Genomic DNA, 25,958 nt, shown 5'->3' on the forward strand with positions numbered 1-25,958 from the left:
GCATCATGCGTATCGTCGTAGCACTGGGCGGCAACGCCCTCCTGCGTCGTGGTGAACCCATGACCGCGGACAACCAACGCGCCAATATCCGTATCGCCACCGAACAGATTGCCAAGGTCTACCCCGGCAACCAATTGGTCATCGCCCACGGCAACGGCCCGCAGGTCGGCCTGCTGTCGTTGCAGGCCGCCGCCTACACCCAGGTCTCGCCCTACCCGCTGGACGTACTCGGCGCCGAAACCGAAGGCATGATCGGCTACATCATCGAACAGGAACTGGGCAACCTGCTGGACTTCGAGGTGCCTTTCGCCACCTTGCTCACCCAGGTCGAAGTCGACCCCAGGGACCCGGCCTTCCAACACCCGAGCAAACCCATCGGCCCGGTGTATGCCAAGGCCGAGGCAGAACGCCTGGCCGCCGAAAAAGGCTGGAGCATCGCCCCCGACGGCGACACGTTCCGCCGGGTGGTCGCCAGCCCCAAACCCAAGCGCATCTTCGAGATCCGTCCGATCAAATGGCTGCTGGAAAAAGGCAGCATCGTGATCTGTGCCGGTGGCGGCGGCATCCCGACGCTGTACGGCGAGGACGGCAAGCTCAAGGGGATCGAAGCGGTGATCGACAAGGACCTGTGCTCGTCGTTGCTGGCCGAACAGCTGGACGCCGACCTGCTGGTGATCGCCACCGACGTCAGCGCCGCCTTTGTCGACTGGGGCCAGCCGAGCCAGAAAGCCATCGCCCAGGCCCACCCCGACGCGATCGAAAAACTCGGTTTCGCCGCCGGTTCCATGGGCCCGAAAGTCCAGGCCGCGTGCGAGTTCGCCCGACATACGGGCAAGGTTGCGGTGATCGGATCACTGGCGGATATCGAGGCGATAGTCCAAGGTAAGGCAGGGACACGGATCAGCACGGCGAGACCCGGCATCACCTACTCATGATACCCCTCGGGCAGGCCCATGGCCTGCCCTACTCCATGCCTTGAAGGAGAACACCATGGCCACGTTCGCGCCCGGTCACCTGCATATCCAGCGTGCCGCCTTGCAGCCCGGCGATTTCAGCTACGACCTCAAGATCGACTATGAGGTGGTGCAGGATCCGAAGGAAGGCACCTCCATGCAGTTCACCCTGCACGGCGACATCAACCACAAGGCGTTCAGCGAGGTGTTCACGCTGCCCAAGGACCTGGCGTTCAACTTCGCCAGCGAAGCCTTCCACCTCGCGGTGAAGCACGGCATACCGAAAAACGCCGACCTGCGCACCATGCACGGCTACTACGACAAGATGTTCGAAGACGTGCGCGCGCAACTCCACGCCAAATCCGGCGACCCGGTGAAACCCGAGCATTTGGAGTAACGCCCCGGGCCAAGGCATAATTGCCACCCTCGCGCCCAGAACTCCGAATCGCCCCATGCGTATCCACGTCAGTTTCATCGACCGCGTCGGCATCACCCAGGAAGTCCTGGCCCTGCTCGGTGGACGCAATCTCAACCTGGATGCGGTGGAGATGGTCCCGCCCAACGTCTACATCGACGCCCCGACCCTCAGCCCGCAAGTGCTGGAGGAGTTGCGCGAGGCGCTGTTCAGCGTCCGTGGCGTCCAGGCAGTGACGGTGGTGGACATCCTCCCGGGACAGCGCCGGCACCTGCAACTCGACGCCCTGCTCGCGGCCATGACCGACCCGGTGCTGGCCCTGGACAGCGCCGGCCATGTGCTGCTGGCCAACCCGGCGCTGATTGCCCTGTACGGGCGCGAGCCGGCCGGCGAAAGCGTCGCCGAACTGTTTGCCGACCCCGGCCTGCTGGAGGCCCTGCTGGAAAACGGCTTTCGCCTGCCGCTGCGGGAAATCACCGTCAACGGCCAGACCCTGCTGCTGGACGCCACCCCCATCACCGATGCCGGGGCGCTGCTGACCCTCTACCAGCCCAACCGCATCGGTGAGCGCCTGTCAGCCCTGCACCACGACCATGCCGAGGGCTTCGACGCGCTGCTCGGCGAATCCCCGGCGATCCGTACCCTCAAGGCTCGCGCCCAGCGCGTCGCGGCCCTCGACGCACCGCTGCTGATCCAGGGTGAAACCGGCACCGGCAAGGAACTGGTGGCGCGGGCCTGCCATGCCATCAGTGCGCGCCACGGCGCACCGTTCCTGGCCCTGAACTGCGCGGCACTGCCGGAGAACCTCGCCGAAAGCGAACTGTTCGGCTATGCCCCCGGGGCCTTTACCGGCGCCCAGCGGGGCGGCAAGCCGGGGCTGATGGAACTGGCGAACCAGGGCACGGTGTTTCTCGACGAAATCGGCGAAATGTCGCCCTACCTGCAAGCCAAGCTGCTGCGGTTTCTCAACGACGGCAGCTTCCGCCGCGTGGGCGGTGACCGCGAGGTCAAGGTCAACGTGCGGATTCTCAGCGCCACCCACCGCAACCTGGAGAAGATGGTCAGTGAAGGCAGCTTTCGCGAAGACCTGTTCTACCGGCTGAACGTGCTCAATGTCGAGGTCCCGCCCTTGCGCGAACGCGGCCAGGACATCCTGCTGCTGGCGCGCTACTTCATGCAGCAGGCCTGCACGCAGATCCAGCGACCGGTCTGCCGGCTGGCGCCCGGGACCTATCCGGCGCTGCTGGACAACCGCTGGCCGGGCAATGTACGGCAGTTGCAGAACGTGATCTTCCGGGCGGCGGCGATCTGCGAGAGCAGCGTGGTGGACATCGGCGACCTGGACATTGCCGGGACCTCGGTGGCGCGCGAGAACGACCCCGAGATCGATAGCCTGGAACAGGCGGTCGAGGACTTCGAGAAGACCCTGCTGGAAAAGCTCTACGTGCAGTACCCCTCGACCCGGCAACTGGCCAGCCGCTTGCAGACCTCCCATACGGCCATTGCCCATCGGCTGCGCAAATACGGCATTCCCGGCAAGCCCTGAGAACACCCGTCGCCGCCGGATCGGGCCAAAAACGACCTCCATCTGTACTGAAAGCGCTACAGCGGAACGATTTCGCTACACATCAAGCCAATCCCCATCCCACAAGGCTTTGATCCTGTTGGGCTTTTTTTCTCCTCCCCAGCTGTAGCGATTTCGCTACAGCGGCTGGCTCACACGCGCCGTAAAAACCCCTCAACCCCTTGATTTACAGGCCTTGCGCAATATTGGCCACAAACTTGCTATGGGAACTCCCATTCAGCGGGACGTCGATCCCGCATCCCCTGCGAGTCTGGCCCCCTAGGAGTTTCCATGAGCGAGTTGCGTTTTACTGAAGACCACGAATGGCTGCGTATCGAAGCCGATGGCAGTGTCACGGTCGGCATCACGGCTTTCGCCCAGAACGCCCTGGGCGACGTGGTGTTTGTGCAACTGCCGGAACTGCAGCACTACGAAAAAGGCGCCGAAGCCGCCACCGTGGAATCGGTCAAGGCCGCCAGCGGCGTGTACATGCCCCTGGACGGTGAAGTGCTCGAATCCAACCCGGAACTGACAGACAGCCCCGAGCTGGTCAACGAAGACCCGCTGGGCGCCGGCTGGTTCTTCCGCTTCCAGCCAACCGATGCCTCGGCAGTCGCTAAACTGCTGGATCAGGATGCCTACGACCGCCTGATCAAAGCCAACGCCTGAGGAACCGTCATGACTGTCAATCTCAGCACCGCCAACGAATTCATCGCCCGTCATATCGGCCCGCGTCAGGCGGACGAGCAGGCCATGCTCGAAACCCTCGGTTTCGACTCCCTGCAAGCCCTGAGCGCCAGCGTAATCCCCGACAGCATCAAGGGCACCAGCGTCCTTGACCTCGGGGCCGGGCAAAGCGAAGCCGACGCCCTGGCGTCGATCAAGGCCATCGCCGCGAAAAACCAGCTGTTCAAGACCTACATCGGCCAGGGCTACTACAACTGCCACACACCGGCGCCGATCCTGCGCAACCTGCTGGAAAACCCGGCCTGGTACACCGCCTACACCCCGTACCAGCCGGAAATCTCCCAGGGCCGCCTGGAAGCGCTGCTGAACTTCCAGACCCTGATCAGCGACCTCACCGGCCTGCCGATCGCCAACGCCTCGCTGCTCGACGAAGCCACCGCCGCAGCCGAAGCCATGACCTTCTGCAAGCGCCTGAGCAAGAACAAGGGCAGCAACGCCTTCTTCGCCTCCGTGCACTGCCATCCGCAGACCCTCGACGTGCTGCGCACCCGTGCCGAGCCCCTGGGCATCGACGTGGTGGTGGGCGACGAACGTGAACTGACCGACGTCAGCCCGTTCTTCGGCGCCCTGCTGCAATACCCGGCCAGCAACGGCGATCTGTTCGACTACCGCGAACTGAGCCAGCGCTTCCACGCCGCCAACGCCCTGGTGGCCGTCGCCGCCGACCTGCTGGCCCTGACCCTGCTGACGCCTCCGGGCGAGTTCGGTGCCGATGTCGCCATCGGTAGCGCCCAGCGCTTCGGCGTGCCGCTGGGCTTCGGTGGCCCGCACGCGGCCTACTTCTCCACCCGCGATGCGTTCAAGCGCGACATGCCCGGCCGTCTGGTCGGCGTCTCGGTGGACCGTTTCGGCAAGCCGGCCCTGCGCCTGGCCATGCAAACCCGCGAGCAACATATCCGTCGCGAGAAGGCCACCAGCAACATCTGCACCGCCCAGGTCCTGCTGGCCAACATCGCCAGCATGTACGCGGTGTACCACGGTCCGAAGGGCCTGACCCGGATCGCCCAGCGCATCCACAGCTTCACCGCGATCCTCGCCAAGGGCCTGGAGGCACTGGGTGTGGCGGTCGAGCAGAAGAACTTCTTCGACACCCTGACCCTCGACACCGGTGCCCAGACCGCCGCCCTGCACGAGCAGGCCCGTGCCCAGCGCATCAACCTGCGCGTCGTCGACGCCCAACGCCTGGGCCTGTCCCTGGACGAAACCACCAGCCAGGCCGACATCGAGACCCTGTGGGGCCTGTTGGCCGGTGGCAAGGCGCTGCCGGACTTCAACGCCCTGGCCGCGTCGGTGCAAAACCGTATCCCGGCCGAGCTGGTGCGCCAATCGGCGATCCTCAGCCACCCGGTGTTCAACCGCTATCACTCGGAAACCGAGCTGATGCGCTACTTGCGCAAGCTGGCCGACAAGGACCTGGCCCTGGATCGCACCATGATCCCGCTGGGCTCCTGCACCATGAAACTCAACGCCGCCAGCGAAATGATCCCGGTGACCTGGGCCGAATTCGGCGCCCTGCACCCGTTCGCCCCGGCCGAGCAGAGCGCCGGCTACCAGCAACTGACCGATGAGCTGGAAGCGATGCTCTGCGCCGCCACCGGCTACGACGCGATTTCCCTGCAACCGAACGCCGGTTCCCAGGGCGAATACGCCGGCCTGCTGGCGATCCGTGCCTACCACCAGAGCCGTGGCGACGAGCGCCGCGACATCTGCCTGATCCCGTCGTCGGCCCACGGTACCAACCCGGCCACCGCCAACATGGCCGGCATGCGCGTCATCGTCACCGCCTGCGATGCCCGCGGCAACGTCGATATCGAAGACCTGCGGGCCAAGGCCGTCGAGCACCGCGAGCACCTCGCCGCGCTGATGATCACCTACCCGTCGACCCACGGCGTGTTCGAGGAAGGCATCCGCGAGATCTGCGGGATCATTCATGACAACGGCGGCCAGGTGTACATCGACGGCGCCAACATGAACGCCATGGTCGGCCTCTGCGCCCCGGGCAAGTTCGGCGGCGACGTATCGCACCTGAACCTGCACAAGACCTTCTGCATCCCCCACGGCGGTGGCGGCCCGGGCGTCGGCCCGATCGGCGTGAAATCGCACCTGGCGCCGTTCCTGCCGGGTCACGCGAACATGGAGCGCAAGGAAGGTGCGGTGTGCGCGGCACCGTTCGGCAGCGCGAGCATCCTGCCGATCACCTGGATGTATATTCGCATGATGGGTGGCGAAGGCCTCAAGCGCGCCTCGCAGCTGGCGATCCTCAATGCCAACTACATCGCCCGGCGCCTGGAAGAGCACTACCCGGTGCTCTACAGCGGCAGCAACGGCCTGGTGGCGCACGAGTGCATCCTCGACCTGCGCCCGCTGAAAGACAGCAGCGGCATCAGTGTCGATGACGTCGCCAAGCGCCTGATCGATTTCGGTTTCCACGCCCCGACCATGTCGTTCCCGGTGGCCGGCACCCTGATGATCGAGCCGACCGAAAGCGAATCCAAGGAAGAACTGGACCGCTTCTGCGACGCCATGATCCACATCCGCGAAGAAATCCGCGCGGTGGAAAACGGCAGCCTGGACAAGGACGACAACCCGCTGAAGAACGCTCCGCACACCGCGGCGGAGATCGTCGGCGAGTGGTTCCATCCGTACAGCCGCGAACAGGCGGTGTACCCTGTGGCGTCGTTGATCGAAGGCAAGTACTGGCCGCCGGTCGGGCGTGTCGACAACGTGTTCGGCGACCGCAACCTGGTGTGCGCCTGCCCGTCGATCGAGAACTACGCATAACCCAGCCGGGTCGATCGTTCCCATGCTCTGCGTGGGAACGACCAAACCCTGTAGGAGCCGGCTTGCCGGCGCCTACAGGACACCGCGTCCATCACCATAATAAGAACGACCCCGGAGAACCAACATGTCCCTGAGCGTGTTCGACCTGTTCAAGATCGGCATCGGTCCCTCCAGCTCCCATACCGTCGGTCCGATGCGCGCAGCCGCGCGCTTCGTCGAGGGCCTGCGGCGCGAGCACCTGCTGGAACAGACCACCTGCGTCAAAGTCGAGCTGTACGGCTCGCTCGGCGCCACCGGCAAAGGCCACGGCAGCGACAAGGCCGTGCTCCTGGGCCTGGAAGGCGAACACCCGGATACCGTCGATACAGAAACCGTCAACGCCCGCCTGCATGCCATTCGCAGCAGCGGACGCCTGAACCTGCTCGGCGAGCACTCCATCGAATTCAATGAAAAACTCCACCTGGCGATGATCAGGAAACCCCTGGCCTATCACCCCAATGGCATGATCTTCCGCGCCTTCGATGCCGCCGGCATCCAGGTCCGCAGCCGCGAGTACTACTCGGTGGGCGGCGGTTTCGTGGTGGATGAAGACGCCGCCGGCGCCGACCGGATCGTCGAAGACAGCACGCCGCTGACCTTCCCGTTCAAAAGCGCCAAGGAACTGCTGGGCCATTGCAGCACCTACGGCCTGTCCATCAGCCAGGTGATGCTGACCAACGAAAGCGCCTGGCGCCCGGAAGCGGAAACCCGCGCCGGCCTGCTGAAGATCTGGCAGGTGATGCAGGACTGCGTCGACGCCGGTTGCCGCAATGAAGGCATCCTCCCCGGCGGGCTGAAGGTCAAGCGCCGGGCCGCGGCGCTGCATCGGCAATTGTGCAAGCACCCGGAAGCGGCGCTGCGCGATTCTCTGTCGGTGCTGGACTGGGTCAACCTCTACGCCCTGGCGGTCAATGAAGAAAACGCCAGCGGCGGTCGCGTGGTCACCGCCCCCACCAACGGCGCGGCCGGGATCATCCCCGCCGTGCTGCATTACTACATGCGCTTCATTCCCGGTGCCAACGAGGACGGTGTGGTGCGCTTCCTGCTCACCGCCGCCGCCATCGGCATTCTCTACAAGGAAAACGCCTCGATCTCCGGCGCCGAAGTCGGCTGCCAGGGCGAGGTCGGCGTGGCCTGCTCGATGGCCGCCGGGGCCTTGTGCGAAGTGCTCGGCGGCACGGTGCAACAGGTGGAGAACGCCGCCGAAATCGGCATGGAACACAACCTCGGCCTGACCTGCGACCCTATCGGAGGGCTGGTGCAAGTGCCCTGCATCGAACGCAATGCCATGGGTTCGGTGAAAGCCATCAATGCCGTGCGCATGGCCTTGCGCGGCGACGGCCAGCACTTCGTCTCCCTCGACAAGGTGATTCGCACCATGCGCCAGACCGGCGCCGACATGAAAAGCAAATACAAGGAGACCGCCCGCGGCGGTCTGGCCGTCAACATCATCGAGTGCTGATCCTCACTCAAGGGGGGACCGGGCCTGCCCGCCCCCTGCACACTTACCAGGAGCTGCAATGTCCACCGAATCCCTGAAGCAAACCCCGCTGCACGCCCTGCACCTGCAACTCGGCGCGCGCATGGTGCCGTTCGCCGGCTACGACATGCCGGTGCAATACCCGCTGGGCGTGATGAAAGAACACCAGCACACCCGCGAGCAAGCCGGGTTGTTCGATGTCTCGCACATGGGCCAGATCCGCCTGGTGGGCGCCGGTGCCGCCAAGGCCCTGGAAGCCCTGGTGCCGGTGGACATCGTCGACCTGCCGGTGGGCATGCAGCGTTATGCGATGTTCACCAACGAATCCGGCGGCATCCTCGATGACCTGATGGTCGCCAACCTGGGCAACGACGAACTGTTCCTGGTGGTCAACGCCGCCTGCAAGGACCAGGACCTGGCGCACCTGCAAAAACACCTGGGCCACCTGTGCGAGGTCCAGCCGCTGTTCGAGGAGCGCGCCCTGCTCGCCCTGCAAGGCCCGGCGGCGGTCAGCGTGCTGGCGCGCCTGGCCCCTGAAGTGACGAAAATGACCTTCATGCAGTTCGCCGCCGTGCGCCTGCTGGGGGTGGACTGCTATGTCAGCCGCTCCGGCTACACCGGCGAAGACGGTTTCGAGATTTCCGTACCGGCGGCCAGCGCCGAATCCCTGGCCCGCAGCCTGCTGGCCGAAACCGAAGTCGAGGCCATCGGCCTGGGCGCCCGCGATTCCCTTCGCCTGGAAGCCGGCCTGTGCCTGTACGGGCACGACATGAACGCCCAGACCACCCCGGTCGAGGCCAGCCTGCTCTGGGCGATCTCCAAGGTGCGGCGCGCCGACGGTGCGCGGGCCGGCGGCTTCCCGGGCGCCGAAACCGTCTTCGCCCAGCAGCAACAAGGCGTACCGCGCAAGCGTGTGGGTCTGTTACCGCAGGAGCGCACACCGGTGCGCGAAGGCGCGGAAATCGTCGATCAGGACGGCAGCGTGATCGGCAGCGTGTGCAGCGGCGGCTTCGGTCCGACCCTGGCCGGCCCTCTGGCCATGGGCTATGTAGACAGCGCGCATGCCGCGCTGGACAGCGAAGTCTGGGCCATCGTGCGGGGCAAACGCGTCCCCCTCAAGGTCAGCAAAATGCCTTTTGTTCCACAGCGTTACTACAGGGGCTAATACAGCGCTATCAACAGGGGGCGATCCCCCTGTTGATACCTACAGTAACAACTAACGCAATGCTGAAACAGTGCACTACCTTGTCACGTAACCGCCACAAAACAGTGCATATATTCGCCAATGAACTTGCCTTATAACGGGCGAAAATAAGCGAGCCCACCCAAAGGGCCGGCGACGCCCCGCAAGGCCGCACAAACACCGCTGAACAGGCGTAAACCGGCGGGTTTCGCGGGGCTTGTTTTTCCTCCCGGAGTTGGCGTAGAGTTTCTCTACTGTGTTTGCATGGGTCGCTTGGAATCGTGACCTGGGCAGTAGCCTGAAGTTTGCTACAACCCGTTCGACGTCTCTTACTTTCCTGCAACCCAGCCCAGTACTCTTTCCAATGAAAGGGGCTGTCATTAATTTTAGCGTCAAGGAAATAAGAAAATGGCTGAACGTCAGAGCGGTACCGTCAAGTGGTTTAACGACGAGAAAGGTTTTGGTTTTATCACTCCAGAAAGCGGTCCGGATCTGTTCGTCCATTTCCGCGCTATTCAGGGCAGCGGCTTCAAGAGCCTGAAAGAAGGCCAGAAAGTGACCTTCGTCGCCGTGCAGGGCCAGAAAGGCATGCAGGCTGATGAAGTGGTTGCGGAAGCCTGATCCCGTCGGGAACTCACCTTCTTGCAATGAAAAGCCCCTGATATTGATATCAGGGGCTTTTTTATGGGCGCAATTTCGTAAAATGGTGCTTTCAGTTCCGAGAGAGCCGTCATGTCGAAACACGCGCTGAGCCCCCAGGGCGATTTCCCCGCTGCCGGCCTGGGCCGTCGCCTGGCCGCGATGTTCTATGACTTCCTGCTGTGTACGGCGCTGCTGATCGTCACCGGCTTTGTCTACAAGCTGGTGCAGATGTCGATCATCGGCGAGGCGCAACTCAGGAAGCTGTCCGATGCCGGCGCACTGGATGGCGACCCGTTGCTGTCAACGATCCTGCTGTTCGTGCTGTTCGGCTTCTTCGCCAAGTTCTGGACCTACAAGGGCCAGACCCTGGGCATGCAGGTCTGGGGGATTCGCGTACAGAACGCCGACGGTACGGCCATCAGCCTCTGGCAGGCGCTGCTGCGCTTTATGGTCTCCATTGCCTCCTGGCTGTTCGGCCTGGGCTTCCTGTGGTCGCTGGTCGACAAGCAGAAGCGCAGCTGGCACGACATCTATTCCAACAGCCAATTGGTACGACTGCCCAAACGCACCCAGTGATCGGACATGAAAAAGCCCCGAACCAGTCGGGGCTTTTTCATACAGTCACTTCAGTCCAGCTTATTCGGCCAGCTTGAAGGTAATGAAGCTGGCCCGTCCCTGACGCAGCACGCGCATGGACACCGAACGATTCTTCGGCAGGGCCTTGGCGATCTCGGTGAACTGCGCCGCGCTGGTGATCGCCTGGTTGTTCAGGTGGGTGATCACATCGCCCGGCTGCAGGCCGATCAGAGCGGCAGGACCGTCCTGGACGTCCTTGATGACCACGCCACCCTTGAGGTCGTTGGCCTTCTTCTGCTCATCGCTCAGCTCGACCACGGAGATCCCCAGGCGGTTGCTGCTGCGCTCGGCACCATCAGCCTTGGCGATGTCCATTTCCTTGCCTTCGTCCGGAATCGCACCGACCGTCAGGTCCACGGTCTTGCGCTTGCCTTCACGAATCACCACCAGGGACGCCTTCTCGCCGGCCTTCAACGCACCGACCAGATGCGGCAGGTCGGCCGACATCTCGATCGGCTGGCCGTTCATGCTGAGGATCACGTCACCGACCTGCAAGCCACCCTTGGCCGCCGGACCACCGTCCTGCACCTGGGCCACCAGGGCGCCGGCCGGTTTCTCCAGGCCGAACGACTCGGCCAGGTCCTTGTTGACCTCCTGGATCACCACGCCCAACCAGCCACGGCTGACCTTGCCGCCTGCCTTCAGTTGATCGGAAACATCCATGGCCACGTCGATCGGGATCGCGAAGGAAACCCCCATGAAGCCGCCGGAGCGGGTGTAGATCTGCGAGTTGATCCCGACCACTTCACCGTTGAGGTTAAACAGCGGGCCACCGGAGTTGCCCGGGTTGATCGGCACGTCGGTCTGGATGAACGGTACGTAGTTTTCGTTCGGCAGGCTGCGGCCCACGGCACTGACGATGCCCTGGGTCACGGTATGGTCAAAGCCAAAGGGCGAACCGATGGCCACGACCCACTGGCCGGGTTTCAGGTCCTTGGACTTGCCCAGCTTGAGGGTCGGCAGGTCCTTGCCGTCGATCTTCAACAGCGCCACGTCGGAACGTGGGTCGGTGCCCACCAGCTTGGCCTTCATTTCGCTGCGATCGGCCAGGCGCACCAGGATCTCGTCCGCATCGGCGACCACGTGGTTGTTGGTCAGGATGTAGCCGTCCTTGGAGATGATGAAGCCCGAGCCCAGGGACTGGGCTTCACGCTGGCGACCGCCACCACCGCCTTTCGGACTGCGCGGCTGCGGAAAGCCGCGGAAGAATTGCTGGATTTCCGGCGGCAGGCCTTCGAGGCCCTGAATGTCGGAGACCTTGCGGTCCGGCAGCTTCTGGGTGGTACTGATGTTGACCACCGCCGGCGAGGTCTGCTCCGCCAGTTGGGTGAAGTCGGGCAACTCAACGGCATGAGCGGTCACCGCCTGGCTCAACACCAGGACGGTGGCAACAATGGACAGATAAGACTTCAAGCGTGGTATCGACATAGGGCTCCCGTGAACAACGAGCATGATTAAGCGATAGGCCCCTGCAAACCCCGGGCATGACGCGCCGGGACTTCCGGACCGGGAACGACAAACAAGGCCAGAGCCGAGAGGCTCTGACCTATAGGAAAACTTGGGAATATTTGCAAATGAATTTGATCACTAAACATTTCTGCACCCGCACCCGCACCTGCACCTGCACTTGCGGCGCAGGTCAACGATAACGCACACCTCCTGGTAAACCGCAGCGTCCTGGAGTTCATCGCGAGCAAGCTCGCTCCTGCATCAGTCACTCACTGCTTGACCTGGGCGTCGCCGGAGCGCATGGACAGTGCAATCCGTTCGGCGGTGCCGATGGGAATCTCCCCCACCACCGTGACCATGATATCGCCACCAGGCGTGGTCAGGTGCCGGGAAACCGCCACCGTCGGCCCCAACTGGGCACGGGAGTCCGTTACCGAGGCACCGTTCAGGGGCTCGAGGAACACCGAAAAACGCGACAGGCCATCGTCATACATCAGGCTGCTGACCTGGACCTTGGTGGCCGGGTCGACGCGAGCCGTGCTGCTGACCAGTTCGAAGCCCGGCGGCAGCCAGTCCGAATGCCACAGCTGGGTGTTCGCGGCCCCCAGCGCCTGCACCTTGGCCTGGGCCTGATTGCTCAGCAGGACCACCGGCTTGCACTCGGCACCGGGCTGTACCTGGCTTTCCTCGGGGGGCTGGGCGGTATTCAATTCGGTGAACTGGAAGCGCTCCAGCAACTGCCCCTTGTCATTGAGCAACAATGACTTCAAGGGCAGGCCGGTCTCACGGTCCAGGTGCAATTCGAAACCATAGCGATGCTGATCACGCGGGGTCAGCGATACCACCACGGCCGGACGACCGGCCACGCGTGACTTGCCGATGACGGCGATGTCGTACCAGGTCTTGAGTAGTTGCGGATCCAGCGAACGGGTATGGGAGTCCGGCATATCGCCGAGCCCCGCCACCAGTGAACCACTGACGCACTGGGTGTGACCATCGACGCGAACAACCTCTTGTGCCGAGCCATCGAGCTGGATCAAGCGCTCACGAACCTTGCCCTCTCGCACCAGGTGCCAGATGCCATGGGTAGAAAAACTACCGTTGCGCTCGTAAACGAAAGTGCCCTGAAAGCTCTGCTGCTGCTCGGCTTGCCCAAGACGACTCAACCAGTCCTGGGCCTCATCGGCCTGGGCTGGAAGCATCCACCAGCCACTGAGCAGCAGCGTTAGAAGAGGTAGCGCGCGCATGATCCTCCTTAGCGGTTTTCCAGACTGGCTGCACGGGCGTAAGGCAGAGCACCTTCAGTCCCCTTGAGGGCGGCTTGTTGGGCATGCTGGCGCAGGTAGCCTGGCAGACGCTGGTCGTGCCAACCCGACTGGCCTTGCTGCAGCACGCCATTAGCCATAGGGCCGGTCGTCTGGTCGCTGCTTTCAGTGTAGCAGGCCAATACCGCAGGGCCTTTGGCAGTCGGGGCAACCAGGCCCGGCTGGGTCGATTGCTGGGCCAGTTGGGCGCCAACAATGTCATCCTGGTTGTACAGGCGGACACCGGCCAGAACGGCCAGGGTGACCGAAGCGGCCACGGCCAGGCGACCCAGGGTACGCCAGGGACCACGAGTGCTTTTCGCCGGGACATCTTCACCGGCCAGCGCCGCGGAAACGGCCGAGGCGAGATCCAGACGCGGATCCAACAGTTCCTTGTGCATCACTGCCCGGGCGATCTGGTAACGAGACCACGTGGCGCGGGTCTCGGCATCGTCAAGGGCATTGAGCACCCGACGTAGTTCCAGTTCGTCCGCTTCGTTATCCATCACCGCGGACAGCGATTCCTGCAGGGCTTCACGACTCATGGCGGTTCCTCTCTTGCTTGGGCTGTCGCCGCTGTCTCAGGATTCCTGCAACAACGGCTGCAGGGCTTTATCGATGGCCTCCCGGGCGCGGAAAATCCGGGAGCGCACGGTGCCCACCGGACACTGCATCACGGAGGCAATGTCCTCATAACTCAGACCGTCGAATTCACGTAAAGTTAACGCCGTACGCAAATCTTCTGGCAATTGCTGGATGGTCCGATGGACGGTGCCTTCGATCTCATCCCGCAACAATGCACGCTCTGGTGACTCGAGATCCTTGAGTCCATGATCGCCGTCGTAGAACTCCGCATCCTCGGAACTCACATCGCTGTCTGGTGGCCTGCGACCGCGGGAAACCAGGTAGTTCTTCGCCGTGTTGATGGCGATGCGGTACAGCCAGGTGTAGAAGGCACTGTCACCGCGAAAATTGCCCAATGCACGGTAGGCTTTGATAAAGGCTTCTTGTGCAACGTCCTGGGCTTCATGGGTGTCGTGCACGAATCGCACGATCAACCCGAGAATTTTGTGCTGATATTTCAGCACCAGCAGATCAAATGCCCGCCTGTCGCCGCGTTGAACGCGCTCGACCAGCTGCTGATCCTCTTCCTGGGTTAGCATGAACACTCCTCATAGGACCTGAAGGAGGCGCGCATCGCTAATTGACCAGGCTTGCAAACATAGACTCGGGCTTCTGGCAAAAGTTCTCCCCCTTCAAGCAAGTTTCCTGCGGTCCGCCGAACGGACACACACGAAAAACGCAGCACGGCCATCGCCGACTGCGTGAATAATCTGGTCGTCGAATTCCTATGCCCGGGCCGTATCACGAACCCCGCATAAAGCCGACGCTGTCCCCTTCTTTCAGGCACCCTGCATGGGAGCCCCGAGCACCGTAAAAGTTCCCGGAACCCCCTGCAGGTAATAGCATTATGATAGCCGTTCTGACCCTGGCTGCCTGAGCCCGGGTCATAAGCTGAAAAATCATCGCCTTACCCTGCAAAACCACATGCACGGCGGCCTGGACTGGCGCACACTCAGCGCCCACAGCCCTTTCACAATGCCACAAAGGCCCGGCTATTGTGCCGGTCCCCCCAGCCATATACTAGTGGCCTTTCGGGCGGATCCCGGCAGTTGTCCCGGGCGCTTTTTTCGGATGTTTCAGATGAGCCGACATTTTCAACACGATGTGCTGGTCATTGGCAGCGGTGCCGCCGGCCTGAGCCTGGCGCTTACCCTGCCCAGCCACCTGCGCATTGCCGTACTGAGCAAGGGCAACCTGGCCAACGGTTCGACCTTCTGGGCCCAGGGCGGGGTCGCCGCGGTGCTGGACGACACCGACACCGTGCAGTCCCACGTCGAGGACACCCTCAACGCCGGCGGCGGCCTGTGCCACGAAGATGCCGTACGTTTCACCGTCGAGCACAGCCGCGAGGCCATCCAGTGGCTGATCGACCAGGGCGTGCCCTTTACCCGGGACGAAGACGCCCGCGCCGATGACGGCGGTTTCGAATTTCACCTCACCCGCGAAGGCGGCCACAGCCATCGACGCATCATCCATGCCGCCGATGCCACCGGCGCGGCGATCTTCAAGACCCTGCTGGACCAAGCCCGCCAACGCCCCAATATCGAGTTGCTGGAGCAACGGGTTGCCATCGACCTGATCACCGAAAAACGCCTGGGCCTGGCCGGCGACCGCTGCCTGGGGGCCTACGTGCTCGATCGCGGCACCGGCGAGGTCGACACCTACGCCGCGCGCTTCACCGTCCTCGCCTCGGGTGGCGCGGCCAAGGTCTATCTCTATACCAGCAACCCCGACGGTGCCTGCGGCGACGGTATCGCCATGGCCTGGCGCTCGGGCTGCCGGGTGGCGAACCTGGAGTTCAACCAGTTCCACCCCACCTGCCTGTATCACCCGCAGGCCAAGAGCTTCCTCATCACCGAGGCCCTGCGCGGCGAAGGCGCGCACCTGAAGCTGCCCAACGGCGAACGCTTCATGCCGCGCTTCGACCCTCGGGCCGAACTGGCGCCACGGGACATCGTCGCCCGGGCCATCGACCATGAAATGAAGCGCCTGGGTATCGACTGCGTGTACCTGGATATCAGCCACAAGCCCGAAGCCTTTATCAAGACGCATTTCCCGACGGTGTACGAGCGCTGCCTGGAGTTCTCCATCGACATCACCAAAGGCCCGATCCCGGTGGTGCCCGCGGCCCACTACACCTGTGGCGGCGTGCTGGTCGACCAGCAGGGACGCACCGATGTGCCCGGTCTGTACGCCATCGGCGAGACCAGCTTCACCGGCCTGCACGGGGCCAACCGCATGGCCAGCAACTCGCTGTTGGAGTGTTTCGTCTACGCCCGCTCGGCGGCGGCCGATATCCTCCAGCAACTGCCGCAGGTCACGCTGCCGGTCGCCCTGCCGAGCTGGGATGCCAGCCAGGTGACCGACTCCGACGAGGACGTGATCATCGCGCACAACTGGGACGAACTGCGGCGCTTCATGTGGGACTACGTCGGCATCGTGCGCACCAACAAGCGCCTGCAGCGGGCGCAACATCGGGTGCGCCTGCTGCTGGACGAGATCGATGAGTTCTACAGCAACTACAAGGTCAGCCGTGACCTGATCGAGTTGCGCAACCTGGCCCAGGTCGCCGAACTGATGATTCGCTCGGCCATGGAGCGCAAGGAAAGCCGGGGCCTGCACTACACCCTCGACTACCCGGACCTGCTGCCCGAAGCGCTGGACACTATCCTGGTGCCGCCCACCTACGCCGGCTGAACTTCAAGCGCACGCGCAGGCGTCGGTGCACATCCGCCGCCTGCGCATCGAAGGGCACGCACAGCGCGCGCACCCGACGCTCGCCCGGCAGGCGAAAGCGCAGCAGCACCAACCACGGCAAGGCCAGGCTGTCACGGCACAAGCGCACCGGCTGCCAGCCGCCGGACTGGCTCCACAGCTGCCAACCCCGCTCGTCGCGGCGCAATCCGGTAAAAGCCGACGGATGGTTCAGCCGTATCTGTCGCGGCAGCACCCAGGCGCCATGGAACAGGCACAGCAAAGCCCCGGGCAGGCTCGCCCAGAGCGGGATATCAAGCAGACAAAGCGAACCCAGCGCCAGGCCCTGGGTCCCGAGATACGCCGCCGACAACAGCCGTGAGGCCCGCCAGTGGCATTCGAACGAATTACTTGGGCTGGACACGATCCAGGATCATGCGAACCATGCGCTGCAATTCCGGATCTTCCGACTCGGAGCGCTCCATGAACCAGCCGAACATGTCCTGGTCCTCGCATTCGAGCAGGTTGCGATAGCACTCGCGGTCGGCCTCGCTCAGATGCGGGTACACCTCCTTGACGAACGGCACCAGCAGCACGTCCAGTTCCAGCATGCCGCGACGGCTGTGCCAATAGAGACGATTGAGTTCTACATCTTCGACCATGGAGCGCTCCTCAAATTTGCGCACCAGTATACAGCCCTGCGCGCGTGCGGACAGCCGGCTTTGGTCGGGGGTGGCGGCGCTGTTGTGAACTACCCATTTGCCAGGCGCCCCACTATGATGTCTCCCATCCCTTTTCCGCTGCGATGACCCATGGCCGATTCCGCTTTTTTCTGTACGCTGACCCACGAAGGCGTTCTTGCCGTCCGCGGCACCGACGCCGCCAAGTTCCTCCAGGGCCAGTTGACCTGCAACCTCAACTACCTGAGTGACACCCAGGCCGGCCTCGGTGCCCGCTGCACGCAAAAAGGCCGCATGCAATCGAGCTTCCGCATCCTGCTCGAAAGTGACGGCGTGTTGCTGGCGATGGCCACCGAGCTGCTGGAACCGCAGTTGGCGGACCTGAAAAAATACGCCGTGTTCTCCAAATCCAAACTCACCGACGAAAGCGCCGGCTGGGTCCGCTTCGGGCTTGGCGATGCCGACGACACCTTGCGCGGCCTAGGCCTCGAGCTGCCGACGCAGACCGACGCCATGGTCCGCGCGGACGGCCTGATCGCCGTACGGGTTTCCCCCGGGCGCAGCGAAATCTGGGCCCCGGCGGACCAGGCCGGCCGAGTGCGTGAGCAACTGGCGGGCCGGTTGCGCGAAGCCGATCTGAACACCTGGCTGCTGGGCCAGGTGCGGGCCGGTATCGGCCAGGTCATGCCCCAGACCCGCGAACTGTTTATCCCGCAAATGCTCAACTTGCAGGCGGTCGGTGGCGTAAGCTTCAAGAAAGGCTGTTATACCGGGCAAGAGATCGTCGCCCGCATGCAGTACCTGGGCAAGCTCAAACGCCGCCTGTATCGCCTGGCCCTGGGGGCCGAGCAACTGCCGGCGCCGGGTAGCGAGCTGTTCGCCCCTTCCCATGGCAGCGCCATCGGTGAAGTGGTGATCTCCGCCCGGGCGGAGAATGGCATTGAACTGCTGGCCGTGCTGCAAGCCGAAGCGGCGGAGGAAGGCGATCTCCACCTGGGCGATCTGCAAGGTCCGTCCCTGACACTGCTGGACTTGCCCTATCAACTGGACCGCGACAGCGAAATCCAGCGTTAACTGCACCGCCCTAGAGAATTGAAATGAACAAGCTGGCGGAAAAGGTCCAACGGGATTTGGTTCAGGCTATCGACAACGATGACCTGGTTCTGCCGACGCTCCCGGAAGTGGCCCTGAAGATTCGCAAGGCGGCCGAAGATCCCGAGATCAGCGTCAGCACCTTGAGCAAAGTGATCGGGGGCGACACCGCGTTGTCGGCGCGCCTGATCAAGGTGGTCAACAGTCCGTTGCTGCGGGCCAGCCAGGAAGTCACCGACTTGCACACCGCCATCACCCGGCTGGGGGTCAACTACAGCAGCAACCTGGCCATCGGCCTGGTCATGGAGCAGATTTTCCATGCCCGCTCCGAGGTGGTGGAACAGAAAATGCGCGAGGTCTGGCGCAAGAGCCTGGAGATCGCCGGTGTCAGCTACGTGCTGTGCCGCAACTTCACCCTGCTCAAGCCGGACCAGGCGGCGCTCGGCGGGCTGGTGCACCAGATCGGGGTCCTGCCGATCCTGACCTATGCCGAGGACCACTACGAGTTGCTGGCCGATCCGCTGAGCCTGGATCACGTGATCGACAGCATTCACCCGTTGCTGGGCGACGAGCTGCTGAAGGTCTGGGAGTTTCCGGAAATGCTGGCGAAGCTGCCCGGGCAGTACCTGAACCTGGAGCGCGACAGCCAGGGCATCGACTATGTCGACCTGGTGCAGATCGCCAGTGTGTTCTGCCATCAGGGCACGACGCATCCTTTTGCGCACATGGCGCTGGGCAACCTGAAGGCCTTTATCAAGCTGGGGCTGGACCCGGAGAGCAGCGCGCTCGCTGAACAGCTCAACGAAGCGCGGGAGATGTTCCGCTAAAGACCACCAGACCGAAATCTGCGGTCGACAACGGACGACCGTGGGAGCCGGCTTGCTGGCGATGAGGCCGGTAAGTCTTGCATCGATCTTGCGGCCGCCATCGTCGGAACGCCGCCCGCAGCAAGCCGGCTCCTACAGGTAGGTTCGGTGGTGCGCTCAGGAAGCGGCGATAAAGCTCACACGAACCTTCAAGCCGTGTGGCCGGGCATCATGCAAGCTGATCTGCGCCAGGTGCGCCCGGCAGATCTCGCCGACAATCGCCAGTCCCAGCCCCGCGCCGACGCCCTGCTGATGGCGCCGGTAAAAACGCTCGAACACCCGCTCACGTTCCGGCTGGGGAATCCCCGGTCCGTCGTCCTCCACTTCCAGCACCGCCGGCAAGCCGACCCGCAGGATCACGTTGCCGCCCGACGGCGTATGGGCCAGGGCGTTGTCCACCAGGTTACTCAACAGTTCGTTGAGCAAGGTCGGCTCCCCTCGTAGCCACACGGGCTCATCGGCCTCCAGCGCCAACGCCACGCCCCGCGCATGAGCCAGGGGCGCCATCGCCATGCCCAGCTCCCGTGCAAGCTGACTGAGATCGAGCAATTGCGCGCCGCCCTCGGCAATCGCCCGTGCGCCATTCTCGATCCGCGCCAGCGACAGCAACTGGTTGGCCAGATGGGTCAGGCGATCCGTGCCTTGAGTCGCGATCTCCAGGGTCTCGCGCCAGGTCGTCGGTTCCGTCGCTCGCAAGCCCAGCTCAAGACGCGCCTTGAGCGCGGCCAGCGGCGTGCGCAACTCATGGGCGGCGTCGGCGATAAACTGCCCCTGGCGCTCGAACTGTCGACGCAGGCGCTCGGTGAAGTGATTGAGCGAGCGCACCAACGGCTGGAGCTCATGCTGCACCTCCACCAGCGGCAAGGGCCGCAGATCATCCGGCTGACGCTCCTCCACAGCCGCGCGCAAACGTTCCAGCGGACGCAACGCCGCGCTCACGGCAAACCCCACCATCAATAGCGCCCCCAGCGCCAGCATCCCCACGCGCAACAGCGTGTCGGCCATCAGGCTGCGGGCCATGTGCTCCCGGGCCTCAACGGTCTCGGCCACGCGAATTTCCGCCGTGCCGTTCATATTCGGCTCGCTGACCACCTTGAGCAGGCTCACCACCCGCACCTTCTGCCCCCGATATTGGCCATTGTAGAACCGCGCCAGCGCCGGATAGTCATCGGTGCGCGGCGTGCCGGGCGGTGGTGCAGGGAGGTTTACGTAACCGGAAATCAACTGCCGGTGGATGTCGTTGACCTGATAGTAGATCCGCCCGGCGCTGTCATAGGCAAAAGTGTCCAGAGCGACATACGGTACATCGGCGCTCAGGCTGCCGTCGTGTTGCGACAGGCCCGCGGCAATGGTTCGCGCCGAGGCCAGCAGGGTGCGGTCATAAGCCGTGTCCGCCGCCTCGCGACCATTGTAGTAGGCACTCCAACCGCTGGCGAGCATCAACACCACCAGCAACAGCATCAGGTTGCGCAGCAGCCGCCAGCGCAGGCTGCCGGCCTTATGCATCGCGATGCTCGAGCAGATAGCCGAGACCGCGAAAGGTGACGATGGCCACCGCCTGGCCGTCGAGCTTCTTGCGCAGACGATGCACGTAGATTTCGATGGCATCGGTGCTGGCCTCCTCGTCCAGTCCGAAGACCTGCGCGGCCAACTGCTCCTTGCTCATCACCCGACCGGGTCGGGCAATCAGCGCTTCGAGCACCGCCTGTTCACGAGACGTCAGGGTCAACAGTTCGTCGCCGAGGGTAAAACGCCGGGTGTCCAGGTCGTAGACCAACGCACCGCAACGCTGCTGACGCTCACCGCCCAGAACGCTGCGCCGTAACAACGCCTTGACCCGCGCCTCCAGCTCGCTGAGCTCGAACGGCTTGGCCAGGTAATCGTCCGCCCCCAGGTTCAGCCCATGGACGCGGTCCTTCACATCACTGCGCGCGGTCAGCATCAGTACCGGCAGGTTCTTGCCCCGTGCACGCAAACGGGCCAGCACCTCGAACCCGTCCAGCCGCGGCAGGCCCACGTCAAGAATCGCCACGGCGTATTCCTGACTGCTCAATGCCAGGTCAGCGGCCACCCCATCGTGCAGCACATCCACGGTCAACCCCGCGCTCTTGAGCGCCTGGGCCACACTTTCAGCCAATTGGGGATGGTCTTCGACCAGAAGCACACGCATGGTTTTCCTACCTCGACAAGGGTGACGTCAAACGCCCTTCCGGGGCCGGAGTCTACCGGATAAACAAACCACCGCTAGCCATCACCGCCTCTGTTTACAGGGCCTATCACACTGAAAGCATAGTGAAAGGTTGAACCGTTATAATCCCTTAACGGGAAGTTACGAGCACTGCCAGCTACCCCCCCCTGAAGCCGAAAGCACTTCAACGTGGTGGCGCCCGCACAAGAACAATAACGGAGTACTCCACCATGCCGCCATTACGCACCTTCGCCCTCGCCGCCGGGTGTTTACTGCTTGCCGGACAGCTCTTCGCCGCCGAACCCAAACACCCCGAATGCATCGCCCCAGCCGCCCCCGGCGGTGGGTTCGACCTGAGCTGCAAGCTGGCGCAAAGCGCGCTCCTCAACGAACAAATCCTCAGCACGCCCATGCGCGTCACCTATATGCCCGGTGGCGTCGGAGCCGTGGCCTACAACGCCGTGATCACCCAGCACCCGGCCGATGCCAACACCCTGGTGGCCTGGTCCAGCGGTTCGCTGCTGAACCTGGCGCAAGGCAAGTTCGGCCGTTTCGATGAAGGCGCCGTGCGCTGGCTGGCCACCGTTGGTACCAGCTACGGCGCCATCGCGGTGAAAAGCGACTCACCGTATAAAACCCTCGCCGACCTGGTCAAGGCACTGAAGGCCGACCCGAGCAAGGTGGTCATCGGTTTCAGCGGCACCATTGGTGGCCAAGACTGGATGCAGGCCGCGCTGATCGCCAAGATTGCCGGGATCAACCCGCGCAACCTGCGTTACGTGGCCCTCGAAGGGGGTGGCGAAATCATCACGGCCTTGCTGGGCGGGCAAACCCAGGTCGGCAGTACCGACACTTCCGACTCCATGCCGTACATCCAGAGCGGCGACATGCGCCTGCTGGCGGTGTTCGCCGAACAACGCCTGGACAGGCCGGAAATGAAGAACATCCCCACCGCCAAGGAGCAAGGCTACGACATCGTCTGGCCGGTGGTGCGCGGTTTCTACCTGGGGCCCAAGGTCAGCGACGAAGACTACGCCTGGTGGAAAGCCGCCTTCGACAAACTCCTGGCCTCGCAAGAGTTCGCCAAGCTGCGCGACCAACGCGCGCTGTTCCCCTTCGCCATGACCGGCCCGGAACTCGACACCTACGTGAAGAAACAGGTCGCCGACTACAAGGTGCTGGCCAAGGAGTTCGGCCTGATCCAGTGATCTGGGCTCAGAGCGGCGGCAATGCCCACTGAATCGGCGTCAAGCCGTTCTGTTCCAGGAACTTGTTGGTCCGGCTGAAATGCCCGCAGCCGATAAAACCGCGATAGGCCGACAACGGCGACGGATGCACCGACTTCAACACCAGGTGCTTGGTCGCATCGATCAGCTTCTGCTTGCCCTGGGCATGGGCGCCCCACAACAGGAACACCAGTTTGTCCTGGCGCTCGCTGACCACCTCGATGATCCGGTCAGTAAACAATTGCCAGCCACGATTGGCGTGTGACGCGGCATTGCCGCGTTCCACGGTCATGGTGGTGTTGAGCAGCAACACCCCCTGCTCGGCCCAGCTTTGCAGGTAGCCGTGGTTGGGGATGTCGATGTTCAGGTCGCGCTGCAGCTCTTTATAGATATTGACCAGCGACGGTGGCGCCGGGACACCCGGTTGCACCGAAAAGCACAGGCCGTGGGCCTGGCCGGGACCGTGGTAGGGGTCCTGACCGATGATCACCACTTTCACCTTGTCCAGCGGCGTGCTGTTCATGGCATTGAAGATCAGCGGGCCCGGCGGGTAGATCTCCTTGCCGGCGGCATACTCCTGGCGCAGGAATTCTCGCAACTCGCTCATGTAGGGCTTGTCGAACTCCTCACGCAGGGCCTGCTTCCAGCTGGGCTCGAGTTTGATGCGGTCGTCGTCGGTCATTATCGTGTCCGGAAATAACAATGGGGCGGACACTAGGAAAGCCCATCACGCTTGTCAATTGATCCGACACAGAACCGGCACTTTCCCACACAAGGATCATACTGTGTATTCAACGAGTAGCGAGGTCACGATGAACCTGCATTTCGAAGAACTCACCGGTATCGACGGCGCCTGCCTGGGCATCGCCACACTGGACGCCGAACACACCCTCAATGCGCTTTCACTGCCGATGATCCAGGATCTGGACGAACGCCTGGAGACCTGGGCGCGGGATCCGAACATTGTCTGTGTGCTGCTGCGCGGCAACGGCACCAGGGCCTTCTGCGCCGGGGGCGAGGTGCGCAGCCTGGCGCAGGCGTGCCAGGCGCATCCCGGGGCGGTGCCGCCGCTGGCCAGCGTGTTCTTTGCCTCGGAGTATCGACTCGACTATCGCCTGCATACCTATCCCAAACCCGTGCTGTGCTGGGCCCATGGTTATGTCCTCGGCGGCGGCATGGGCCTGCTGCAAGGCGCGCGCATCCGCATCGTCACCCCGAGCAGCCGTCTGGCAATGCCCGAGATCGGCATCGGCTTGTACCCGGATGTCGGCGCCAGTTGGTTTCTGTCGCGCCTGCCTGGCAAGCTGGGGCTGTTCCTCGGCCTCACCGGCGCGCAGATGAACGGTCGCGACGCCATCGACCTGGGACTGGCCGACCGGCTACTGGCCGACGACCAGCAGGAAGAACTGATCGAAGGGCTGTTGCGGCTCAATTGGCAGGAACAGACGGCGATACAACTCAACAGCCTGCTCAAGGCACTGGAACATCAGGCCCGGGAGCAACAGCCGGCGGCCCAGTGGCTGCCGCTGCGCGAACGCATCGATGCGCTGCTGGATGTCGGCGATGTGCGCTGTGCCTGGAAGGCCATTGCGCAGCTGGTCGAAGACGCCGACAAACGCCTGGGCCGGGCAGCCAGGCAGCTCAAGGAAGGCTGCCCGCTGACCGCGCACCTGGTGTGGGAACAGATCGCTCGCGCCCGGCACCTGTCCCTGGCGCAGGTGTTCCAGATGGAATACACCCTGAGCCTCAACTGCTGCCGTCACCCGGAATTCAGTGAAGGCGTGCGGGCGCGACTGATCGACAAGGACGGCGAACCGCGCTGGCACTGGCCGGATATCGGCGCCGTGCCGGAAGCGGTGGTCGAGGCGCATTTCCACAAGGCCTGGGAGGGACGCCATCCGCTGGCGGACTTGTCAGACTACTGAGCAGCGCCTCGCGTTGTCCCGCTAGTCCTCCCGACCGCCATGATCATGACCGCGGCCGTGGCGACCGTGACCGCCATCATCGTCGTCACCGCGCCACCGATGCTCATGCCGCTCCCAACCCCGGTGCGGATAAGGGCGGTAGGCCGGCGCGTAATAGCGTGGTCCGGGCACATAGTAGTCACGGCGGTAGTAGGAACCGCCGCCGTAGTAATAGGCCGGTGCCGGTGCGGTGTAGACATCGGAACGGTAGTAGGTAGGCCCTTCATCGTAGTAGGGCACGCACGCGGACAGCGCCAGGGACAGGCTTGCAGCGAGAAGGATTCGAGGGTGCATGGCGGCCTCCCGGACCGCGAAAAGGCATCGGACAGCGACGCTGACCGACGTAGGCGGGCCAATCGCCCGCCTACACCTGATCAGACCGCAAAACCCTCGACGAGTGCCCTGAAGGCAAAAATTTCCTGTCGCTATCGACAGGAAAAATTCCGCCAACCCTGTGGGAGCCGGCTTGCCGGCGATGAGGCCGGTGAGTCTTGCATCGTCTGCCTGGCCGCCATCGCCGGCAAGCCGGCTCCCACAGTTGATCGTGCAGGCTCAAGGCCGTGCGCTGATCTGATCCTGCAGGTTCTGGATCTGGCTCTGCAGGGTGTTGATATTGCGCGTGACCTGCCCACGGAAAGCATCGAACTCGGCCGTATTGGCGCCAGCCTGTCCGCCCGCGGCCTGCCGGTTGTCCTGCTGGCTCTTGAGCACGATCAGCTCCTGCTCGATGCGCTCGAGCGCCGCGCTGGAATTACCCTGTTTTTTCAAGGCGGCAATCTCGGCGGCATTGCTCTTCAATTGCGCGTCGATCTTGCCGGCGTCGCCATCAGCGCCTTTCAGGCTGGCCAGCTCCGCCGCCAGGCTTTTGACCTGCGCCTGCAACTGGGTGTTGGCGGTCTGCTGCTCCGCCGTCTGCGCGCTCATCTGCTGCAACCGTTGCTCCAGGCCCGTCGCCTGCCCGGCAACGCCCTGCTGCTGGCGGCCCTGCTCGAGCAACTTGCCTTCGAGCTGGCGGATCTGCAACTTCAGCGCTTCGCTGTCGCTGTTGACGCTCGACTCGCTGGCGACCACCTTCCCGGAAATCGCCTGCAAGCGCCCCGCCGCTTCCTCGCTGATGCGCGCGAAGCTTTCCTGGGTCGCCACCAGTTGCTGCTCCATCAGGGAAATCTGCTGGAAACTCCACCAGGCAAGGCCGGCGAAGGCAATGAACAAGGCCCCGACCAACGCCCACAATGGCCCGGTGCTCGGCACCTTGACCTTGAGCCGTGGCGTGGCGGCAACCTGGTTACGGCTGCGCTCGTGCGCGGGCGCGGCGCCCACATGATCGTCATGGTCGTCCACGTCGGCACGCAGGCTGGGCACATCATCGAAATCGTCGTTGGCATCGTTACGCATGAAGGAACCTTTCTGAACCGCGGTGATAGCGAAGTA

General features: G+C 63.5%; 25 protein-coding genes. 14 read left to right on the plus strand and 11 right to left on the minus strand.

Going from position 1 to position 25,958, the window contains the following annotated elements:
• Positions 1–5: 5 nt before the first annotated feature.
• From arcC to UCMB321_RS20705, 9 genes are all read left to right on the plus strand, one after another.
• On the plus strand, positions 6–935 hold the full coding sequence (arcC, locus tag UCMB321_RS20665) for a carbamate kinase (RefSeq protein ID WP_040070287.1): 930 nt from the start codon (positions 6–8) through the stop codon (positions 933–935).
• Between the two features lie 55 nt (positions 936–990).
• Positions 991–1,350, plus strand: coding sequence for a DUF5064 family protein (locus tag UCMB321_RS20670; RefSeq protein WP_040070288.1), 360 nt, complete (start codon positions 991–993; stop codon positions 1,348–1,350).
• 55 nt (positions 1,351–1,405) lie between these two features.
• Positions 1,406–2,914 carry a sigma-54-dependent transcriptional regulator gene (locus UCMB321_RS20675; RefSeq protein WP_040070289.1) on the plus strand — a complete coding sequence of 503 codons (1,509 nt, stop codon included), beginning with the start codon at positions 1,406–1,408 and terminating at the stop codon, positions 2,912–2,914.
• A gap of 309 nt (positions 2,915–3,223) precedes the next feature.
• On the plus strand, positions 3,224–3,601 hold the full coding sequence (gcvH, locus tag UCMB321_RS20680) for a glycine cleavage system protein GcvH (protein ID WP_040070290.1): 378 nt from the start codon (positions 3,224–3,226) through the stop codon (positions 3,599–3,601).
• Between the two features lie 9 nt (positions 3,602–3,610).
• The gene (gene gcvP / locus UCMB321_RS20685) at positions 3,611–6,460 is read left to right on the plus strand and encodes an aminomethyl-transferring glycine dehydrogenase (protein WP_040070291.1); all 2,850 of its coding nucleotides are present in this window, start codon (positions 3,611–3,613) and stop codon (positions 6,458–6,460) included.
• A 124-nt stretch (positions 6,461–6,584) separates the two neighbouring features.
• Positions 6,585–7,961, plus strand: a complete 1,377-nt coding sequence (locus UCMB321_RS20690; RefSeq protein WP_040070292.1) for an L-serine ammonia-lyase — start codon at positions 6,585–6,587, stop codon at positions 7,959–7,961.
• Positions 7,962–8,019: 58 nt separating this feature from the next.
• A complete protein-coding gene (gene gcvT, locus UCMB321_RS20695; RefSeq protein WP_040070293.1) occupies positions 8,020–9,144 on the plus strand; it encodes a glycine cleavage system aminomethyltransferase GcvT in 1,125 nt (374 codons plus the stop codon).
• A gap of 426 nt (positions 9,145–9,570) precedes the next feature.
• The gene (locus UCMB321_RS20700; protein WP_040070294.1) at positions 9,571–9,783 is read left to right on the plus strand and encodes a cold-shock protein; all 213 of its coding nucleotides are present in this window, start codon (positions 9,571–9,573) and stop codon (positions 9,781–9,783) included.
• Positions 9,784–9,894: 111 nt separating this feature from the next.
• Entirely contained in the window at positions 9,895–10,380 is a 486-nt protein-coding gene (locus UCMB321_RS20705; protein WP_040070295.1) for an RDD family protein, read from the plus strand.
• Positions 10,381–10,440: 60 nt separating this feature from the next.
• On the opposite strand, the gene UCMB321_RS20710 is transcribed toward UCMB321_RS20705, so the two are convergent.
• The 4 genes from UCMB321_RS20710 to rpoE form a co-directional block, all read right to left on the minus strand.
• Positions 10,441–11,868 (minus strand): DegQ family serine endoprotease, encoded by a 1,428-nt coding sequence (locus tag UCMB321_RS20710; protein WP_040070296.1) that lies wholly within the window; start codon positions 11,866–11,868, stop codon positions 10,441–10,443.
• A gap of 290 nt (positions 11,869–12,158) precedes the next feature.
• Positions 12,159–13,136, minus strand: coding sequence for a MucB/RseB C-terminal domain-containing protein (locus tag UCMB321_RS20715; protein WP_040070297.1), 978 nt, complete (start codon positions 13,134–13,136; stop codon positions 12,159–12,161).
• A gap of 8 nt (positions 13,137–13,144) precedes the next feature.
• Complete coding sequence (locus tag UCMB321_RS20720; protein WP_040070298.1) at positions 13,145–13,738, minus strand: sigma-E factor negative regulatory protein; 594 nt, start codon at positions 13,736–13,738, stop codon at positions 13,145–13,147.
• A 36-nt stretch (positions 13,739–13,774) separates the two neighbouring features.
• Complete coding sequence (gene rpoE, locus UCMB321_RS20725; protein WP_040070299.1) at positions 13,775–14,356, minus strand: RNA polymerase sigma factor RpoE/AlgU; 582 nt, start codon at positions 14,354–14,356, stop codon at positions 13,775–13,777.
• A 541-nt stretch (positions 14,357–14,897) separates the two neighbouring features.
• Between rpoE and nadB the strand changes: the two genes are divergently transcribed.
• Positions 14,898–16,514, plus strand: coding sequence for an L-aspartate oxidase (nadB, locus tag UCMB321_RS20730; protein ID WP_040070300.1), 1,617 nt, complete (start codon positions 14,898–14,900; stop codon positions 16,512–16,514).
• Here nadB and UCMB321_RS20735 read toward each other — a convergent pair.
• Positions 16,483–16,935: a protein YgfX gene (locus tag UCMB321_RS20735; RefSeq protein ID WP_040070301.1), complete on the minus strand. Its 453-nt coding sequence runs from the start codon at positions 16,933–16,935 to the stop codon at positions 16,483–16,485. The two genes, nadB and UCMB321_RS20735, sit on opposite strands and share 32 nt — an antisense overlap.
• Positions 16,919–17,173 carry an FAD assembly factor SdhE gene (locus UCMB321_RS20740; RefSeq protein ID WP_040070302.1) on the minus strand — a complete coding sequence of 85 codons (255 nt, stop codon included), beginning with the start codon at positions 17,171–17,173 and terminating at the stop codon, positions 16,919–16,921. The genes UCMB321_RS20735 and UCMB321_RS20740 overlap by 17 nt, the downstream gene beginning before the upstream one ends.
• 150 nt (positions 17,174–17,323) lie before the next feature.
• On the opposite strand from UCMB321_RS20740, the gene ygfZ reads away from it, so the two are divergent.
• Both ygfZ and UCMB321_RS20750 read left to right on the plus strand, forming a co-directional pair.
• A complete protein-coding gene (gene ygfZ / locus UCMB321_RS20745) occupies positions 17,324–18,265 on the plus strand; it encodes a CAF17-like 4Fe-4S cluster assembly/insertion protein YgfZ (protein WP_040070303.1) in 942 nt (313 codons plus the stop codon).
• A gap of 23 nt (positions 18,266–18,288) precedes the next feature.
• Positions 18,289–19,110 carry an HDOD domain-containing protein gene (locus tag UCMB321_RS20750; RefSeq protein ID WP_040070304.1) on the plus strand — a complete coding sequence of 274 codons (822 nt, stop codon included), beginning with the start codon at positions 18,289–18,291 and terminating at the stop codon, positions 19,108–19,110.
• 156 nt (positions 19,111–19,266) lie between these two features.
• Here UCMB321_RS20750 and UCMB321_RS20755 read toward each other — a convergent pair whose 3' ends face one another.
• Entirely contained in the window at positions 19,267–20,655 is a 1,389-nt protein-coding gene (locus UCMB321_RS20755) for a sensor histidine kinase (protein WP_040070305.1), read from the minus strand.
• Positions 20,648–21,319, minus strand: coding sequence for a response regulator (locus UCMB321_RS20760; RefSeq protein WP_040070306.1), 672 nt, complete (start codon positions 21,317–21,319; stop codon positions 20,648–20,650). The genes UCMB321_RS20755 and UCMB321_RS20760 overlap by 8 nt, the downstream gene beginning before the upstream one ends.
• Before the next feature lie 248 nt (positions 21,320–21,567).
• Between UCMB321_RS20760 and UCMB321_RS20765 the strand changes: the two genes are divergently transcribed.
• Entirely contained in the window at positions 21,568–22,545 is a 978-nt protein-coding gene (locus tag UCMB321_RS20765) for a Bug family tripartite tricarboxylate transporter substrate binding protein (RefSeq protein ID WP_040070307.1), read from the plus strand.
• 7 nt (positions 22,546–22,552) lie between these two features.
• Here the strand turns inward: UCMB321_RS20765 and ung are convergent, their stop codons facing one another.
• The gene (ung, locus tag UCMB321_RS20770; protein ID WP_040070308.1) at positions 22,553–23,245 is read right to left on the minus strand and encodes a uracil-DNA glycosylase; all 693 of its coding nucleotides are present in this window, start codon (positions 23,243–23,245) and stop codon (positions 22,553–22,555) included.
• A gap of 130 nt (positions 23,246–23,375) precedes the next feature.
• Here ung and UCMB321_RS20775 point away from each other — a divergent pair, with 130 nt between their 5' ends.
• Entirely contained in the window at positions 23,376–24,488 is a 1,113-nt protein-coding gene (locus UCMB321_RS20775) for an enoyl-CoA hydratase/isomerase family protein (RefSeq protein WP_040070309.1), read from the plus strand.
• Positions 24,489–24,509: 21 nt separating this feature from the next.
• Here the strand turns inward: UCMB321_RS20775 and UCMB321_RS20780 are convergent, their stop codons facing one another.
• Together UCMB321_RS20780 and UCMB321_RS20785 are read right to left on the minus strand one after the other, a co-directional pair.
• On the minus strand, positions 24,510–24,821 hold the full coding sequence (locus tag UCMB321_RS20780) for a hypothetical protein (RefSeq protein ID WP_040070310.1): 312 nt from the start codon (positions 24,819–24,821) through the stop codon (positions 24,510–24,512).
• 258 nt (positions 24,822–25,079) lie between these two features.
• Positions 25,080–25,922, minus strand: a complete 843-nt coding sequence (locus tag UCMB321_RS20785; protein WP_040070311.1) for a hypothetical protein — start codon at positions 25,920–25,922, stop codon at positions 25,080–25,082.
• Positions 25,923–25,958: the final 36 nt, after the last annotated feature.

Origin of the sequence: Pseudomonas batumici, assembly GCF_000820515.1 — a bacterium.
GTDB lineage: Bacteria > Pseudomonadota > Gammaproteobacteria > Pseudomonadales > Pseudomonadaceae > Aquipseudomonas > Aquipseudomonas batumici.